Annotated in this window: 16 protein-coding genes; 10 read left to right on the top strand and 6 right to left on the bottom strand. The window is 67.0% G+C overall.

Translation table 11 applies throughout. The annotated features are described in order from the left end of the window. Window positions 1-43: 43 nt before the first annotated feature. Genes hsaB through hsaA form a run of 4 tightly spaced genes read right to left on the bottom strand, consistent with a single transcriptional unit; the run spans window position 44 to window position 3,599 of the window. On the bottom strand, window positions 44-610 hold the full coding sequence (gene hsaB / locus G6N68_RS25390; RefSeq protein WP_163718995.1) for a 3-hydroxy-9,10-secoandrosta-1,3,5(10)-triene-9,17-dione monooxygenase reductase subunit: 567 nt from the start codon (window positions 608-610) through the stop codon (window positions 44-46). Between the two features lie 10 nt (window positions 611-620). Further along, window positions 621-1,523 (bottom strand): iron-dependent extradiol dioxygenase HsaC, encoded by a 903-nt coding sequence (gene hsaC / locus G6N68_RS25395; protein WP_163718996.1) that lies wholly within the window; start codon window positions 1,521-1,523, stop codon window positions 621-623. Then, the gene (hsaD, locus tag G6N68_RS25400; RefSeq protein WP_163718997.1) at window positions 1,520-2,395 is read right to left on the bottom strand and encodes a 4,5:9,10-diseco-3-hydroxy-5,9,17-trioxoandrosta-1(10),2-diene-4-oate hydrolase; all 876 of its coding nucleotides are present in this window, start codon (window positions 2,393-2,395) and stop codon (window positions 1,520-1,522) included. The genes hsaC and hsaD overlap by 4 nt, the downstream gene beginning before the upstream one ends. A gap of 19 nt (window positions 2,396-2,414) precedes the next feature. Further along, window positions 2,415-3,599, bottom strand: coding sequence for a 3-hydroxy-9,10-secoandrosta-1,3,5(10)-triene-9,17-dione monooxygenase oxygenase subunit (gene hsaA / locus G6N68_RS25405; protein WP_163718998.1), 1,185 nt, complete (start codon window positions 3,597-3,599; stop codon window positions 2,415-2,417). Between the two features lie 188 nt (window positions 3,600-3,787). On the opposite strand from hsaA, the gene G6N68_RS25410 reads away from it, so the two are divergent. Then, entirely contained in the window at window positions 3,788-4,864 is a 1,077-nt protein-coding gene (locus G6N68_RS25410; RefSeq protein WP_163719892.1) for a ferredoxin--NADP reductase, read from the top strand. A gap of 80 nt (window positions 4,865-4,944) precedes the next feature. Beyond that, window positions 4,945-5,484, top strand: coding sequence for a hypothetical protein (locus tag G6N68_RS25415; protein ID WP_163718999.1), 540 nt, complete (start codon window positions 4,945-4,947; stop codon window positions 5,482-5,484). 325 nt (window positions 5,485-5,809) lie between these two features. On the opposite strand, the gene G6N68_RS25420 is transcribed toward G6N68_RS25415, so the two are convergent. After that, the gene (locus G6N68_RS25420; protein WP_163719000.1) at window positions 5,810-7,939 is read right to left on the bottom strand and encodes an acyl-CoA dehydrogenase family protein; all 2,130 of its coding nucleotides are present in this window, start codon (window positions 7,937-7,939) and stop codon (window positions 5,810-5,812) included. 252 nt (window positions 7,940-8,191) lie between these two features. Here G6N68_RS25420 and kstR point away from each other — a divergent pair, with 252 nt between their 5' ends. Continuing rightward, on the top strand, window positions 8,192-8,797 hold the full coding sequence (kstR, locus tag G6N68_RS25425) for a cholesterol catabolism transcriptional regulator KstR (protein WP_163719894.1): 606 nt from the start codon (window positions 8,192-8,194) through the stop codon (window positions 8,795-8,797). Here kstR and G6N68_RS25430 read toward each other — a convergent pair. Beyond that, complete coding sequence (locus G6N68_RS25430) at window positions 8,794-9,873, bottom strand: Rv3575c family transcriptional regulator (protein ID WP_163719001.1); 1,080 nt, start codon at window positions 9,871-9,873, stop codon at window positions 8,794-8,796. The genes kstR and G6N68_RS25430 overlap by 4 nt on opposite strands. Before the next feature lie 110 nt (window positions 9,874-9,983). Here G6N68_RS25430 and G6N68_RS25435 point away from each other — a divergent pair, with 110 nt between their 5' ends. From G6N68_RS25435 to G6N68_RS25465, 7 genes are read left to right on the top strand one after another with little or no spacing between them, the layout of a single operon-like run. Further along, window positions 9,984-10,850, top strand: a complete 867-nt coding sequence (locus tag G6N68_RS25435) for a metal ABC transporter solute-binding protein, Zn/Mn family (protein WP_371871755.1) — start codon at window positions 9,984-9,986, stop codon at window positions 10,848-10,850. Window positions 10,851-10,863: 13 nt separating this feature from the next. Further along, the gene (locus tag G6N68_RS25440; protein WP_163719003.1) at window positions 10,864-11,646 is read left to right on the top strand and encodes a metal ABC transporter ATP-binding protein; all 783 of its coding nucleotides are present in this window, start codon (window positions 10,864-10,866) and stop codon (window positions 11,644-11,646) included. Between the two features lie 16 nt (window positions 11,647-11,662). Beyond that, the gene (locus G6N68_RS25445; protein WP_205351516.1) at window positions 11,663-12,511 is read left to right on the top strand and encodes a metal ABC transporter permease; all 849 of its coding nucleotides are present in this window, start codon (window positions 11,663-11,665) and stop codon (window positions 12,509-12,511) included. A 41-nt stretch (window positions 12,512-12,552) separates the two neighbouring features. Further along, window positions 12,553-13,266 (top strand): sensor domain-containing protein, encoded by a 714-nt coding sequence (locus G6N68_RS25450; protein ID WP_240356004.1) that lies wholly within the window; start codon window positions 12,553-12,555, stop codon window positions 13,264-13,266. 48 nt (window positions 13,267-13,314) lie between these two features. Beyond that, the gene (locus tag G6N68_RS25455) at window positions 13,315-14,037 is read left to right on the top strand and encodes a sensor domain-containing protein (RefSeq protein ID WP_163719005.1); all 723 of its coding nucleotides are present in this window, start codon (window positions 13,315-13,317) and stop codon (window positions 14,035-14,037) included. A 10-nt stretch (window positions 14,038-14,047) separates the two neighbouring features. Further along, the gene (locus G6N68_RS25460; RefSeq protein ID WP_163719006.1) at window positions 14,048-14,806 is read left to right on the top strand and encodes a LamB/YcsF family protein; all 759 of its coding nucleotides are present in this window, start codon (window positions 14,048-14,050) and stop codon (window positions 14,804-14,806) included. Next, window positions 14,806-15,726 (top strand): MBL fold metallo-hydrolase, encoded by a 921-nt coding sequence (locus G6N68_RS25465; protein ID WP_163719007.1) that lies wholly within the window; start codon window positions 14,806-14,808, stop codon window positions 15,724-15,726. The genes G6N68_RS25460 and G6N68_RS25465 overlap by 1 nt, the downstream gene beginning before the upstream one ends. Window positions 15,727-15,729: the final 3 nt, after the last annotated feature.

Below are 15,729 nucleotides of genomic sequence, written 5' to 3' on the forward strand. Positions count from 1 at the left end.
GAGGCCACACAGTCGGCGCGAGAAGCGGCCTGGCGACCGAAACCTAGAGCCAGGTGTCTTGGGTCGTGGTCGTCAGGAAAGCTTCCAGATCATCACGCCATTGCGCTGGTGTGGTCTTGTCCGGTTCGATGCCGGTGTACTCGCCCCGGTAGAACAGCAGCGGGCGGGGCTTGATTTTGGGGACCTCGGACAGCGACTGAACCGCACCGAAGACCACAAAGTGGTCCCCACCGTCATGCACAGAGGCCACCGTGCAGTCGATGTAGGCCAGTGAGCCGTCGATGATCGGCGAGCCGAGTTCGGAAGGGTGCCAATCGATCCCGGCAAACTTGTCCGGCTCCTTGGACCCGAAGCGCGCCGAGACGTGCTTCTGGCTCTCGGTCAGTATGTTCACCGCGAAGCGACCGCTGGCCTCGATGGCCTGCCACGACCGCGACACTTTGGTCGGACAGAACAGCACCAGCGGTGGATCCAGCGACAGCGCCGCGAACGACTGACAGGCGAACCCGACGGGCACGTCGTCGTGCACGGTGGTGATGATGGTGATCCCAGTGCAGAACTGACCCAGCACGCTGCGGAACGTGCGCGGGTCAATCGGCGCGGCAGTCATGGCCCCGAGGTTAGCCCTTGAAGCCGATCGAGAAGTCGTGTCCCCACAGACTGACCGCGGTGCTTTCCCGGGCGATCCAGTCGTCGTCGGCGACCTGCCTTCCCTCGCAACCGAATTCGACGTCGAATCCGCCGGGCGTCTTCATGTAGAAGGACAGCATCAGGTCGTTCACGTGCCGGCCCAGCGTGGCCGACATGGGCACCTTCCGCCGCAACGCTCGGTCCAGGCACAAGCCGACGTCGTCGGAGTTCTCAACCTCGACCATCAAATGCACGATGCCGCTGGGGGTCTGGCCCGGCATGAAGGCAAGGCTGTGATGGCGAGGGTTGCAGCCTAAGAACCGCAGCCAGGCCGGCGCTCCATCGGCGGGCCTGCCGACCAACTGTGGTGGCAGCCGCATCGAGTCACGCAGCTTGAAGCCCAGCACATCCCGATAGAAGTGCAATGTCTCGGCGTCGTCGCGGGTCGTCAACACCACGTGGCCCAGACCTTGCTCGCCGGTGACGAACCTGTGCCCGTACGGACTGACCACCCGCCGGTGTTCCAGCGCGGCACCGTGGAATACCTCCAGGCAGTTTCCCGACGGGTCGGAGAAGCGGATCATCTCGTCGACCCGACGGTCGGCCAACTCCGCCGCGGTAGCCTCCTTGTACGCCACACCCTCGACGTCCAGTCGGTTCCGGATTTCCTGCAGCCCTTCGGCATTCGCGCATTCCCAGCCGGCTTCGGACAACCGGTCCTGCTCCCCCGGCACGATCACCAATCGGGCGGGGAAGTCGTCCATGCGCAGATAGAGCGCGCCCTCGACGGTGCCTTTGCCCTCGACCATGCCGAGGACCTTCAGGCCGTACTCGCGCCATGCGGCCATGTCGGTGGCTTCGATGCGCAGGTAGCCCAGTGACCGGATGCTCATCTCGAACCTCCTAAGAAGTCAATGGTGAGCTTGTTGAATTCGTCGAACTTCTCCACCTGCGCCCAATGCCCACACTGCCCGAAAACGTGGAGTTGCGCGCGCGGGATGGTCTTGAGCGCGACCAGCGCACCGTCAAGCGGGTTGACCCGGTCTTCGCGACCCCAGATCAGCAGCACCGGCTGACGTAGCTTGTACACCTCGCGCCACATCATGCCGAGCTCAAAGTCGGCCGCCGCGAACGACTTTCCCATGGCCCTAGTGGCCGCCAGGGATTCCGGCGTGTTGGCCAACGCGAACCGCTCCTCAACCAACTCGGGGGTGATCAGCTTCTGGTCGTAGACCATCACCCGCAGGAACGCCTCGAGGTTCTCGCGAGTGGGCTCGATGGAAAACTTGCCCAGCCGCTTCACGCCCTCGGTCGGGTCGGGCGCGAACAGGTTGATGCTCAGCCCGCCCGGCCCCATCAGCACCAGCCGTCCGGCAAGGTCGGGATAGTCCAGGGCGAACCGCACCGCCGTGCCACCGCCTAACGAGTTGCCCACCAACGGAACCCGTTGCAAGCCGAGCTGGTCGAACAACCCTTTGAGCGCCCGCGCCGCGTAGCGGTTGAACTGCCCGTGCTCGGCGCGCTTGTCTGAGTGGCCATAACCGGGTTGGTCGACGGCGAGCACGTGGAAGTGCTGGGCCAACACCGCGATGTTGCGGGCGAAGTTCGTCCAGCTTGACGCGCCCGGTCCCCCACCGTGCAGCAGCACGATGGTGGGGGCATTGCCGATGCCCGCCTCGTGGTAGTGCAGCTTCAGCGGCCCGTCGACGTCGACTTCCGCATAGCGCGAGGTGGATTCGAACGTTATTTCTTCTGTTGCGGTCACGTTGCCAGGACCCCGCCGATCAGACCATGGTGTCGCCGGGAGGCAACCCGAACTCGTTGTTCCCGAAGATCACGTAGGCCCGCTCGGGGTCGTTGGCCGCGTGCACCCGGCCGGCATGCGCGTCACGCCAGAACCGTTGCACGGGTTGGTCATTGGCCAAAGCGGTGGCACCCGAGGCCTCAAACAGCCGGTCGATCGAGGCGATGGCACGTCCGGTGGCGCGCACCTGGTCGCGCCGCGCGCGGGCACGCAGCTCGAAGGGGATCTCCTTGCCCGCGGACAGCAGCGCGTACTCCTCGGTGACATTGCCACTCAGTTGCCGCCACGCGGCGTCGATGTCACTGGCCGCCTCGGCGATGCGAACCTTGGCGAACGGGTCGTCCTTGGCCTTCTCCCCCGCGAATGCCGCACGAACCCGCTTACCCTGGTGCTCCACGTGTGCGTCGTACGCGCCGTACGCCATGCCGACGATCGGCGCCGAAATGGTGGTGGGATGCATGGTGCCCCAAGGCATCTTGTAGACCGGGGCGGTGTTTGTCTCGTACCCGCCGGCGGTGCCGTCGTTCATCGCCTTGTAGGACAGGAACCGGTGCCGCGGCACGAAGACATCCTTGACGACGATGGTGTTGCTGCCGGTGCCGCGCAGACCGACCACGTGCCACACGTCGTCGATGCGGTATTCCGAGCGCGGGATCAGGAAGCTGCCAAAGTCAACAGGTCGGCCGTCCTTGATGACCGGACCGCCCAGGAAGGTCCACGTGGCGTGGTCGCAACCCGACGACCAGTTCCACGCACCGTTGACCAGGTAGCCGCCGTCGACCACGACACCGGCGCCCATCGGGGCATAGGACGACGAGATCCGGGTGTTGGTGTCCTCACCCCAGACCTCCTCCTGCGCCCGCTGGTCGAACAGCGCGAGGTGCCAGTTGTGCACGCCGATGATCGAGCTCACCCAGCCGGTGGAACCGCATGCGCTCGCCAGGCGGCGGACCGCTTCGTAGAACAGCGCCGGGTCGCATTGCAGTCCGCCCCACTGCTCGGGCTGCAAGAGGGTGAAGAAACCGACGGCCTCTAGCTCGTTGACGGTCTCGTCGGGCAGGCGACGCAGATCCTCCGTGAGTTGAGCGCGCTCCCGGATCTTGGGAAGCAGATCATCGATGGCAGCCAATACCGCCTGGGCATCGCGCTGTTGAATGGACGTCACTACGGTTGCCTCCTGGGAGAACACGTTTTCGGCTTAGGGAAAGACTAGAACACGTTCCGATTTGTGTCGAGCAGGGTATTCCTGCGCCTGGTAGCGGTATGAATCGGGTTATCTATAACATGTTCTAGTTGTTACGGAAGAGAGGGCTGGTCTTGGCTGAGGCTATTCCGGGGAACGTTCGCCGGGACATCGGCGCCGACGTTCCCGACGAACCGCTCGGCGACCACGTCCTCGAGCTACAGATCGCCGAGGTCATCGCCGAGACGGACGATGCGCGGTCGCTGGTCTTTGAAGTACCCGAAGGGGCGGGGAATCCGGCCATCCCGCCGGAGCGGCTGCGCTACGCGCCCGGGCAGTTCCTGACGCTGCGCGTCCCGAGCGAAAAGACCGGCTCGGTGGCACGTTGCTACTCGCTGTGCAGCTCGCCGTTCACCGATGAGGCGCTGACCGTCACGGTCAAACGAACCGCGGACGGCTACGCCTCCAACTGGCTGTGCGACCACGCCCACAAGGGCATGCGCATCCACGTGCTGGCGCCGTCCGGCAACTTCGTGCCCAAGACGCTCGACGACGACTTCCTGCTGCTCGCGGCCGGTAGCGGCATCACCCCGATCATGGCGATCTGCAAGTCAGCGCTGTCCGAGGGCAGCGGGCAGGTGACCCTGGTCTACGCCAACCGCGACGACCGCTCGGTCATCTTCCGTGATGCGCTGCAGGATCTGGCGACCAAGTACCCGGACCGGCTCACGGTGGTGCACTGGCTGGAATCGCTGCAGGGGCTGCCCAGCGCCGCCGCGCTGGCGAAGCTGGCCGCACCCTTCACCGACCGGCCCGCATACATTTGCGGCCCCGGTCCGTTCATGGAGGCGGCGCGCCTGGCCCTCGAGACGCTGCAGGTGCCCCCGGCGCGGATACACATCGAGGTGTTCAAGTCGCTGGAGTCAGACCCCTTCGCGGCGGTGAAGATCGAGGAGACCGGCGACGAGCCGCCGGCCACCGCCGTGGTGGAACTGGACGGCGAGACACACACCGTGTCGTGGCCGCGCAGCGCAAAGTTGCTCGACGTGCTGCTGGCGAAGGGCCTCGACGCCCCGTTCTCGTGCCGGGAAGGTCACTGCGGTGCCTGCGCCTGCACGCTGCGCAATGGCAAGGTCAGCATGGAAGTCAACGACGTGCTGGAACAACAGGACCTTGACGAGGGGCTAATTCTGGCCTGCCAGGCGCACCCGGAATCAGACTCGGTGGAAGTGACGTACGACGAGTAGGGACGAGTAGGGCCTGTCAATCTCGTCCAGAATCTGCTTCGGTATGAGTTAGCTACGACTCGTCGACGAGAGGACGCAGGATGAAGCGGCTGGTGACGGGCTTGACCGTCGCGGGATGCCTGATGACGTTCCTACCCATGACGGGAGCCCCGGTAGCCGGGGCGGCGGCCAACACCGCCACCACGTTGTTCCCGGTCGACGAGACGACCCAGCTGGAGACACACAGCTTCGTCAACTGCCACCCCGACGGCAACTGCGACTTCGTCGCGGGCACCAATCTGCGCACCCCCGACGGCCCGGCCGGTTTTCCGCCCAGCCTGTGGGCGCGGCAGACCACCGAGATCCGGTCTTCCAACCGGCTGGTGTACCTGGATGCGCACGCCACCAGCCAGTTCGAACGCGTCTTCAAAGAAGGCGGGACGGACACCATCACCACCGTGTACTTCGGTGAGGGCCCGCCGGACAAGTACCAGACGACCGGCATTATCAACGCGGTCAGTTGGTCGACCGGTCAGCCGGTGACCAACGCGAACGTCATCGTCTGCACGCACATGCAGGTCGTCTATTCCGGCGTCAACCTCACCTCGCCGAGCACCTGCGCGCAGACGAACTTCTCCTAGCGCGCCGAGTACCACGGGCGAACCCAGCCTGCAGATCTGCTAGCAAACTGCGAGCAGACGGACTGTTGCGACTGCAGCTCGGGCCAGCAACCGCGAGTCTCACGACGCCGCCAACCGGATGCCCACCGAGTTCACCGAGCCTGTAACCATGCAGGAAATGTTCGAGTGCAGACCTGCCAGATTTCAGGCTCGCCGCCAGCCCCCGGGCAGCTCACGACGCCGCCACGCCGGATGCCCACCGACTCCACCGAGCCTGTAACCATGCAGACAAACTGCGAGTCGAGACCTGCAGGATTACCGGCTCGCCACGGGACCGCTCGCCAGATCAGCGCGGCAGGCCGAGCAGCCGTTCCGCGGCCACCGTGAGCAGAATCTGCTCCGTGCCGCCGGCGATGGTGAGGCACCGGGTGTTGAGGAAGTCGAAGACGGCTCGGTTGCGCACCAGGCCACCACCCTCGGAGACGTCCATCGTGAACTCGGCCAATTCCTGCCGGTAGCGCACACCGATGAGCTTGCGCACGCTCGATTGCGAACTCAGATCGTGCCCGCCCACGGCCAGCTGAGCGATCCGCTGGTCCAGCAGGGCACCACTCTGGGCGAGCAGGATCAACCTGGCCAGCCGGTCCTGCTGGGCGACGTCGAGGTCGAGTTCGGCCAACACGGCCAACAGCTCTTCCATCGGATTGCCCAGCGCGGTTCCGGTGGCCATCGCCACCCGCTCGTTGGCCAGCGTGGTGCGGGCCAGTCGCCAGCCGTCGTTGATCTTGCCGACCACCAGCTCGTCGGGCACGAACACGTTGTCCAGGAAGACCTCGTTGAACAGCGAGTCACCGGTGATCTCACGCAGCGGGCGGATCTCGATGCCCGGTGATTTCATGTCCACCAGGAAGTAGCTGATGCCCTTGTGCTTCGGTGCGTCCGGGTCCGTCCGCGCCAGGCACACACCCCACGCGGCCTTGTGCGCCGCCGACGTCCACACCTTCTGCCCGGTGAGCAGCCAGCCACCGTCGGTACGCACCGCCTTGGTGCGCAGCGACGCCAGGTCGGAACCGGCACCGGGCTCGGAAAACAGTTGGCACCAGAAGAATTCACCGCGCAAAGTGGCCGGGACGAAGCGCTCGATCTGTTCGGGCGTGCCGTGCTCGAGGATGGTCGGCGCCGCCCACCAGCCGATCACCAGGTCCGGTCGCACCACGCCGGCGGCGGCCAACTCCTGGTCGATCAGCAGCTGCTCGGCGGGACCCGCGCCGCGGCCGTACGGCGGCGGCCAGTGCGGGGCGAGCAAGCCCGCGTCAGCCAACGCAACCTGGCGCTTCTCCTCGGGCAGCGCGGCAACCTCAGCCACTGCCGCGGCGATCTCCGCCCGCTGCCCCTCAACCCCGGACAGGTCGACGCCGAGGCGGCGACGCACGCCATCCTGCGTCAGTGCGGTGACGCGGCGCAGCCAGTGCTCGGTGCCACCGAGGAAACGGCCGATGCTGTAGGCCCGGCGCAGGTACAGATGGGCGTCGTGTTCCCAGGTGCAGCCGATGCCGCCGAGCACCTGAATGCAGTCTTTGACGTTGGCCTTGGCGGCGGCGATACCCAGAGCCGCGGCCAGCGCGGCGGCGATGGCGAACTGGCGCGCTTCTCCAGCCTCCCGGGGCTCCGTAGCCGCTCGGGCGGCGTCGGCGGCGGCCACCTCGGCCTGCTCGGCGCGGCATAACATCTCGGCGCAAATGTGTTTGATGGCCTGAAAGCTGCCGATCGGCTTGCCGAACTGTTCCCGCACCTTGGCGTAGGCGACGGCGGTGTCCAGCGCCCACCGGGTGATTCCGGCGGCCTCGGCGGCCAGCAGGGCCGCCGCCAGGTCTTCGATCCGCTCTCCGGCCACCACGGTTGCGGGCGCATCCGTCAGCACCACCCGGCCCAGCGGCCGGGAGAAGTCGGTGGCCGACAGCGGTTCCACCGTGACGCCGTCGTCGGCGCCGTCGACGAGCAGCCAGTCCGCGCCAGCCGGCAGCAGCACCACCCCGTCGGGCACGGCACCCAGTGCGAAGGCTGCCGTGCCCGATGCCCGCGACGTCGCTTGGTCGAATCGCACGTCGCCCTTGAGCGCCACGCCCGCGACTCGCTGGCCGGACGCCAGCGCGGCGAGCAATTCGGGATCACCGACCACCAGCGTGGCCAGTGCGGTGGTGGCGACCGGTCCCGGCACCAACGCCTTGGCCGACTCTTCGACCATCGCGCACAGGTCCTCGATGGTGGCCCCGCCCCCACCGTGCTCCTCGGGCACGGCAACGCCCAACAAACCCAGCTCGGCCAGACCGGTGAACACCGGGCGCCAGGCGTCGGCGTTGCCCTGTTCAATCTGGCGGCTGGCAGCGGTCGCCGGTTCCCCGGAGGCCGCGGCGCGGGCCCAGTCGCGCACCAACTCGCGAACGGCGAGCTGTTCGTCAGTGACGGTCGCTACCACGTGCAGACCTCCGAGTCATTAAATTCACATCATAGTGAGCCTTTCATACCCACTAGAACGTGTTCTAATAGTGGAAGCAATCACCCGTCAAATCGGCGAGTGTTGCGCCAGTACACGTCCCTAAACGGACGGGACCCAGACTCCGTGGAGGTGGGAAATCTACGCTCAGCATGCGTATCGTTTGCGACCGGACCGCCCGCACGAGGAGTTGCCCGGTACATGTCTCCAGCGAACCCGCGCGAGGTCCTGAACGTGGCGGTACTTGCCGAGTCTGAACTCGGTTCCGAAGCGCAGCGGGAGCGCCGCAAGCGCATCCTGGACGCGACCATGGCGATCGCCTCTAAAGGCGGATACGAGGCGGTCCAGATGCGGGCCGTCGCCGACCGCGCCGACGTCGCCGTCGGCACCCTCTACCGGTATTTCCCGTCAAAGGTGCATCTGCTGGTCTCGGCACTGGGCCGGGAATTCAGCCGGATCGACGCGAAGACCGACCGCTCGGCGGTGGCCGGCGGATCCCCGTATCAGCGGCTGAGCTACATGGTCGGCAAGCTCAACCGCGCGATGCAACGCAACCCACTGCTCACCGAGGCCATGACGCGCGCCTACGTGTTCGCCGACGCATCGGCGGCCAGCGAGGTCGACCAGGTCGAGAAGCTGATCGACAGCATGTTTGCGCGGGCGATGAGCGACGGCGAACCCACCGAGGACCAGTACCACATCGCCCGGGTGATCTCGGATGTGTGGTTGTCCAACCTGCTCGCGTGGCTCACCCGGCGGGCCTCGGCCACCGACGTGAGCAAGCGACTGGACCTAGCCGTGCGACTGCTGATCGGCGACCACGAGGGCGCCGAGGGTTAAGCCGGAGGGCCGGAGGTGCGGCCCCGGATCAGCTCGGTGTCGAGCAGCTCGACCACGGGCAGCCCGGACCGCGGTGGCCGCTGCACCAATTCGCCTGCACGCCGCCCCTTTTGCAGGCTCGGTTGCGCCACCGTGGTCAGCCCGCGGTTGAGCGCTTCCGGCACGCCGTCGAACCCGGTGACGGTCAATTGGCCGGGCACGTAAATGCCATGTGCCCGTAGGTAATCCATGGCCGACAAGGCCAGGATGTCGGCGGTGCACATCAGCGCGGTGATCCGCGGATTCGCCTCCAGCGCCACCTTGGCGGCGTCCCCGCCCGACGTCGGGAGGTGCTCGTAGCTTTCCACCACGGTCAGCGAATCCGGGTCGACGCCGGCGGCCGTCATCGCCTCCCAAACTCCCTTGATCCGTTCGCGCTGCACGTCGAACGTGGGTGACTGCAGACGTTCGGCGTCGACGATGTCCTGTCGTCGGTCCCGGCCCAGCCGCATGGTCAACAGCCCGATTTCGCGGTGCCCCAAGCCGAGCACATATTCGGCGATCCCGCGCATCGCCGCGCGATCGTCGATGCCCACCCGGGACACTCCCGGCAGGTCCTTGGGCTGGTCGACCACCACCACCGGAAGCCGGCGCTGCAACACCGCCTCGAGGTAGGGGTCGTCGTCGCACACCGAATAGACCACGAAGCCGTCGACGCCGGCCGCCAGTACCGCCGCCTTGCCGTCCTCGAGGCTGCGACTCGGGCCCACCGCTACCAGCAGCAACCCCTGGCCCTGCTCCTCGCACGACTGCGCCACTCCCGCAACGAAATCCCGCGCCGCCGGGTCGCTGAAGGCATACGTCAGCGCCTCGGTCATCACCAGCCCGACCGCACCGGCCTTGCGGGTGCGCAATGATCGCGCCACCGGATCGGGTCCGGCGTAGCCCATCCGCTTCGCCGTCGCGAGCACCCGCTCCCGCAGCTCGGGGGAAAGCTGGTCCGGGCGGTTGAATGCGTTGGAGATGGTAGTGCGCGACACCTTGAGCTCGGCGGCCAACGACGCCAACGTCGTATGCCTCCGCGGTGTCGGACTCACGCTCGCTGAGGCTACAACGGGTCCACGTGCAGGGCACGCGATGTCTCGCCCGATTTTCTAATGGAAACCATTTTCATTAATATTGGCCGGTGCGAACCCTCGTCTGCCTACTGTGCGTCGCGTTCCTGACGGCGTGCGGCTGGGGCGGATCTACGGGCGCAAGCTCGCATCCAGGAGCGGCCGTCCTGGTGGCGTCCACCGACGTGTGGGGCAGCGTGGCACGTGCCGTCGCCGGTGGGCACGTCAGCGTCAAATCCATCCTCAGCGGCGCCAACGCCGATCCGCACTCCTATCAGGTCAGCGCGGCGGACGCCGCGGCGATCGCGGATGCCGACCTGGTGGTCTACAACGGCGGCGGCTACGACCCCTGGGTCGACCGGGTACTGGCCGGGCACCCCGAAATCCAGTCCGTTGATGCGTTTTCCCTGCTGGGACCGCAGGCCGGAGCACCCGACGAGCACGTGTTCTACAACTTGAGCGTTGCCAAGGAGGTGGCCGCCACGATCGCCGACCGACTGGCGACCATCGATCCCGCCAACGCCGCGGACTACCGGGCCAACGCCGCCGAATTCGGGCATGGCGCCGACGCGATCGCCACTTCCCAACGCGCCATCGCCACCGCCTACCCGGCCGCTGGGGTGATCGCGACCGAGCCCGTCGTCAACTATCTGCTGGCGGCGGCCGGGCTGGTCAACCGAACCCCGGCCTCCTTCGCGGCCGCCTCCGAGCACGACAGTGACCCGTCCCCCGCCGACATGGCATCGGTTTTGGACCTGATCGACCGCCGCGAAGTCGCGGCGTTGCTGGTCAACCCGCAGACCTCGAACGCCGCGATCCATAACCTGCAGGAAGCCGCCCACCGCGCCGGGGTGCCGGTGGCGGAAGTGACCGAGACCCTGCCCGCCGGCACCGACTACCTGACCTGGCAACGCAATACCGTCGAACAGCTGACGGCCGCGCTGCGGTCGGCCGGCTGAGCCGCAGGCATTCATGGACCACCGGGTGGTGGAGCTGACCGGCGCGCGACTCGCGTTCGGTGAGCGGGTGCTCTGGGACCACCTGGACCTGTCGGTCGCGCCCGGCGAGTTGATCGCGGTGTTGGGTCCCAACGGCACCGGAAAGACATCGCTGCTCAAGGTGCTGCTCGGGCAGCTGGCGCTCGATGCCGGCACCTTCTCGGTGGACGGCGCGCGCATCGGCTATGTACCGCAACACCATCCGATTGATCGCGAAGTGATGCTGCGCGGGCGCGATCTGGTCACGCTGGGTGTCGACGGGCATCGCTGGGGTGCCACGCCGCTGCGGTCCGGCGGGCGTGCCGGCCGCCGCGAGGCGGTGCGGCAGGCGCTGCGACAGGTCAACGGCGAGCAACTGGCCGATGTCCGGGTGGGCCTGATGTCGGGCGGGGAATTGCAGCGGATACGCATCGCCCAAGCGCTGGCCAGCGATCCGACCCTGATGCTGTGCGACGAACCGCTGCTGACGTTAGATCCGGCCCATGCCCGCCTGATCGCGGCGCTGATCGACCGCCGCCGGCGGGAAGCCGGTACCGCGGTCATCGTTGTGACGCATGAGATCCACCCGTTCCTGCCGTACCTGGACCGGGTGCTCTACCTGGTCGACGGCAGGTTCGAGATCGGCACCGTCGAGCAGGTGATGACCACCGAGACGCTGTCCCGCCTTTACCGGGCCGACATCGAAGTGGTGAAGGTCAAGGGGCACTACGTCATCGTCGGCGAGGCGGCCACCGAAACCACGGGTAACCATGGGTAACGATGGGTAACGCCACGTGAACGAGCGCCTTGCCGAGATGTTGCACCAGTTGTTCGCGTTCGACGTCACCGCGCACCTGCTTCAGCACGACTTCGTCCAGCAAGCACTGGTGGCCGCGGCGCTGCTGGGGTTGGTGGCCGGGTTGATCGGACCCTTCATCGTGATGCGCCAAATGTCGTTCGCCGTACATGGTTCCAGCGAACTGTCGCTCACCGGAGCGGCGTTCGCCTTGTTGGCCGGGTTTCAGGTGGGCGTGGGCGCGCTGGTGGGCAGTGCTCTGGCGGCGGCATTGTTCGGCCTGCTCGGCCAGCGGGCGCGGGAGCGCGACTCGGTGATCGGCGTGGTGCTGGCGTTCGGTCTGGGATTGGCGGTGTTGTTCATCCATCTCTATCCCGGCCGGACCGCGACCAGCTTCGCGCTGCTCACCGGCCAGATCGTCGGAGTGGGCTATTCCGGGCTGGCCATGCTCGGGGTGGTCTGCGCGCTCGTCATCGCGGTGCTGACGATCTGCTACCGACCGTTGCTGTTCGCCACCGTCGATCCGGAGGTGGCGGCCGCCCGGGGGGTTCCGGTGCGTGCCCTAGGGATTGTGTTTGCCGCGCTGGTCGGGGTGGTGGCGGCCCAGGCCGTCCAGGTTGTCGGGGCACTGCTGGTGATGTCGCTGCTGATCACGCCGGCGGCCGCGGCCGCGCGCCTGGTCGCCGCGCCCGCCGCGGCCATCCTCACGTCGGTGGCATTCGCTGAAGTGGCCGCCGTCGGGGGCCTGGTGCTGTCCCTGGCCCCCGGCGTTCCGGTCTCGGTGTTCGTGGCCGGTATCTCGTTTGTGATCTACCTGTTCTGCTATTTGCTGGGTCGGCGGCGCTGATGCCCGTTTATCCTGATCAGACACGAAAAGGGGGAAATTTGCTGCGCAAGCATCTCGTCACGCTCGTCGCGGCGGCCGGTGTGGGTGCGTTCGCTGCCGGCTGCGCCAACGTCGTCGACGGAAGTCCGGTGGCCGCCGACAAGTCCGGTCCGTTCAACCAGACTCCGATATCGGTCGACGACCTGGAGAGGCTGCTGCTGGACAGCGACGAGATCAACCGCGAGTTTGGTGCCACGTCGATGAAGGTGTGGTTCAACGCCAAGGTGATGTGGGACTGGAGCAGGAGCATCAGCGACAAGGACTGCCTGGCGGTGGACGGTCCCGCGCAGAGCGCGGTGTACAACGGCACCGGGTGGACCGCGGTCCGCGGGCAACGACTCGACGACAGCGTCGACGACTCCAAGAGGCGCAAGCACTACGCCATTCAAGCCATCGTGGCCTTCCCGACCGCCCGGGATGCCGACAAGTTCTTCAACGACCAGGTGAAGAGCTGGAACGCGTGCTCGAACCGCCGGTTCCGCGATGCCAACCCGAATCAGCCCGACACCGTCTGGACGGTGGCCGGGGTCAGCAACGACAACGGCACGCTGACCACGTCGCAGGTCCAGGAAGGCGGCGACGGATGGACCTGCCAGCGTGCCTTGACCGTGCGTAACAACATCTCGATCGATGTCGTCACGTGCGCCTACAGCCTCACCGGCTCGGTCGCCGTCGACGTCGTGGACAAGATCGTCACCAAGGCTGCCAAGCTGTAGACCCCAGCCTCCCGACTCCCCAGCCGATTAAGGAACCGAGCACCCGACATGAGCCCGTTGCGCACCATCGCTGCGGCCTGCCTGGCAGTCGCCTGCGTCGCCGGGTGCACGAGCACGGTCGGGGGGACCGCGCTGCCCGCCGCGACGCTCGGCCACGCCCCCACCACCACCACCGCCCCTTCGTCGTCACGCATCGTCTCGGCTACCGAACTCGAAGGACTGCTACTCACCAGGCAGCAGGTGGTGGATTTGGTCGGGGGGACAAACGTCGACTCGGTCTTGACGATCGCGAACACGGCGGATGCCTCGACCATCATCGATGACCGGACGTGCGTGGGGATCGGCTCGATCGCCGACGGGTCGGTCTACTCCGACAGTGGCTGGGTGGCCATGCGCGGCAACCAGTTCAGCAGCCCCGGTGTGGTCCAAGCCGACGTCACTCAGGTCGTCACGTCCTTCGCCTCTGCCGCCGACTCGGCCGCGTTGTTGCAGCGGGCGCGTCAAGCGTGGGACGCGTGCGCCCACCGTCGGTACAGCTTCCACTCCTCCAACGGAAACCACAGCTTCATGGACACCGGGGCGGTGACCGGCGGCGGCTCACGCATCACGGTGTTGCTGCGCCAGGAAGAAGATCCGCGGTGGGCCTGCACACATGCGATGGCCATGCAGAACACCGTCCTGACCGAGGCTCGGGTCTGCTTGCTGAGCAGGGACACCACCGCGGCGGTCAACAAACTCCTCGATCAGGTGATCGCCAGGGTGCCGCAATAAGCTGGGTTCCGTGGCCTGTATCGACCTCAACGCCGACCTGGGCGAAGGATTCGGCGTGTGGCAACTCGGCGACGACGACGCCATGCTCGGAATCGTCACGAGCGCCAACGTGGCATGCGGGTTCCACGCCGGCGATCCGACGCGTCTGCTGCGGGTCTGCCGGGCGGCGGCCGAGCGCGGTGTGGTGATCGGCGCGCAGGTCAGTTACCGCGACCTGGCCGGGTTCGGCAGACGCTTCATCGACGTGGCCGGCGAGGACCTGCTGGCCGACGTCGTGTATCAGATCGGCGCGCTGCAGGCCATCGCGCAGGCGGCCGGCTCTTCGGTGTCCTACGTCAAACCCCATGGTGCGCTGTACAGCGCGGTGGTGACCAACCGCGAGCAGGCCGCCGCCGTCGCCGAGGCGGTCCGGATTGTCGACCCCACAATGCCGGTACTGGGCCTGGCGGGTTCGGCGTTGTTCGAGGAGTCCACCGACCGTGGCCTGCGTACCGTGCCGGAGGCATTCGCCGACCGCGCCTATCGTCCTGACGGACAACTGGTTTCGCGCCGACAACGCGACGCGATGTTGTATGACCCCGCAGCGGTCGCCAAGCGGGTGTTGACCATGGTGACCACCGGCGAGGTCGCCGCGGTGGACGGCACGCGGATTCCGGTCACCGCGGAATCGGTTTGCGTGCATGGTGATTCGCCCGGGGCCGTGAAGATGGCCGACGCCGTGCGTTATCGGCTGGCCAAAGCCGGCATCGAGATCAAGGCATTCTGCTGATGCGACGAAAACTGGGCCGCCCCGACCTCGCCGCCTACGTGGACCGGTTCAACGTGCCGGTAGCCGGGTCGGATGCGCCGCTGGCGGCGACCTGGATGGGCGTGTCCACACTGCTGCTCGACGACGGTTCGTCGGCGCTGCTGACCGATGGCTACTTCTCCCGCCCCAGCCTGGCGCGGGTGGCGGCCCGCAAGGTGGCGCCCTCCCCCGCACGTGTGGACGGTTGCCTCGCCCGGGCCAAGGTGTCCCGGCTCGAGGCCGTCATCCCCGTACACACCCACATCGACCACGCGATGGACTCGGCACTGGTCGCCGATCGCACCGGTGCACAACTGGTCGGCGGGGAGTCGGCAGCCAACATCGGCCGCGGGTACGGGCTGCCCGAGGAACGGCTGGTGGTCGCGACCTCCGGTGAGCCAATCACGTTCGGGCCCTTCGAGATAACGCTGGTCGAATCGCACCATTGCCCACCCGATCGGTTTCCGGGCGTGATCAGCGAGCCGGTCGTGCCGCCGGTGAAGGCCTCGGCCTACCGCTGCGGCGAGGCGTGGTCCACGTTCATCCACCACGGTCCTTCGGGGCGGCGGGTATTGATCCAGGGCAGCGCCGGATTCGTGCCGGGCGCGTTGAACGGCTACCGCGCCGAGGTGGTCTACCTGGGCGTCGGCCAGCTGGGTGTGCAGCCGCGGTCCTACCTGCAGGACTACTGGACCGAGGTGGTGCGCGCGGTGGGCGCCCGTCGCGTCGTCCTCATCCACTGGGACGATTTCTTCCGCCCGTTGTCAAAACCGTTGCGCGCCTTCCCCTATGTGGCCGACGACTTGGATGTCTCCGTCCGGATCCTGGACGAGCTGGCCGCCGAAGACGGTGTGGCGGTGCAGATGCCGACGGTGTGGCAGCGCGAGGATCCCTGGGTCTGAGTC

Origin of the sequence: Mycobacterium bourgelatii, assembly GCF_010723575.1 — a bacterium.
Lineage (GTDB): Bacteria > Actinomycetota > Actinomycetes > Mycobacteriales > Mycobacteriaceae > Mycobacterium > Mycobacterium bourgelatii.

Bases quoted from the DNA above. Each gene is read 5' to 3' on its own strand.
- hsaB (WP_163718995.1), bottom strand. From the start codon at position 610: ATGACTGCCGCGCCGATTGACCCGCGCACGTTCCGCAGCGTGCTGGGT.
- hsaC (WP_163718996.1), bottom strand. From the start codon at position 1,523: ATGAGCATCCGGTCACTGGGCTACCTGCGCATCGAAGCCACCGACATG.
- G6N68_RS25415 (WP_163718999.1), top strand. From the start codon at position 4,945: ATGAAGCGGCTGGTGACGGGCTTGACCGTCGCGGGATGCCTGATGACG.
- G6N68_RS25440 (WP_163719003.1), top strand. From the start codon at position 10,864: ATGGACCACCGGGTGGTGGAGCTGACCGGCGCGCGACTCGCGTTCGGT.
- G6N68_RS25455 (WP_163719005.1), top strand. From the start codon at position 13,315: ATGAGCCCGTTGCGCACCATCGCTGCGGCCTGCCTGGCAGTCGCCTGC.
- G6N68_RS25465 (WP_163719007.1), top strand. From the start codon at position 14,806: ATGCGACGAAAACTGGGCCGCCCCGACCTCGCCGCCTACGTGGACCGG.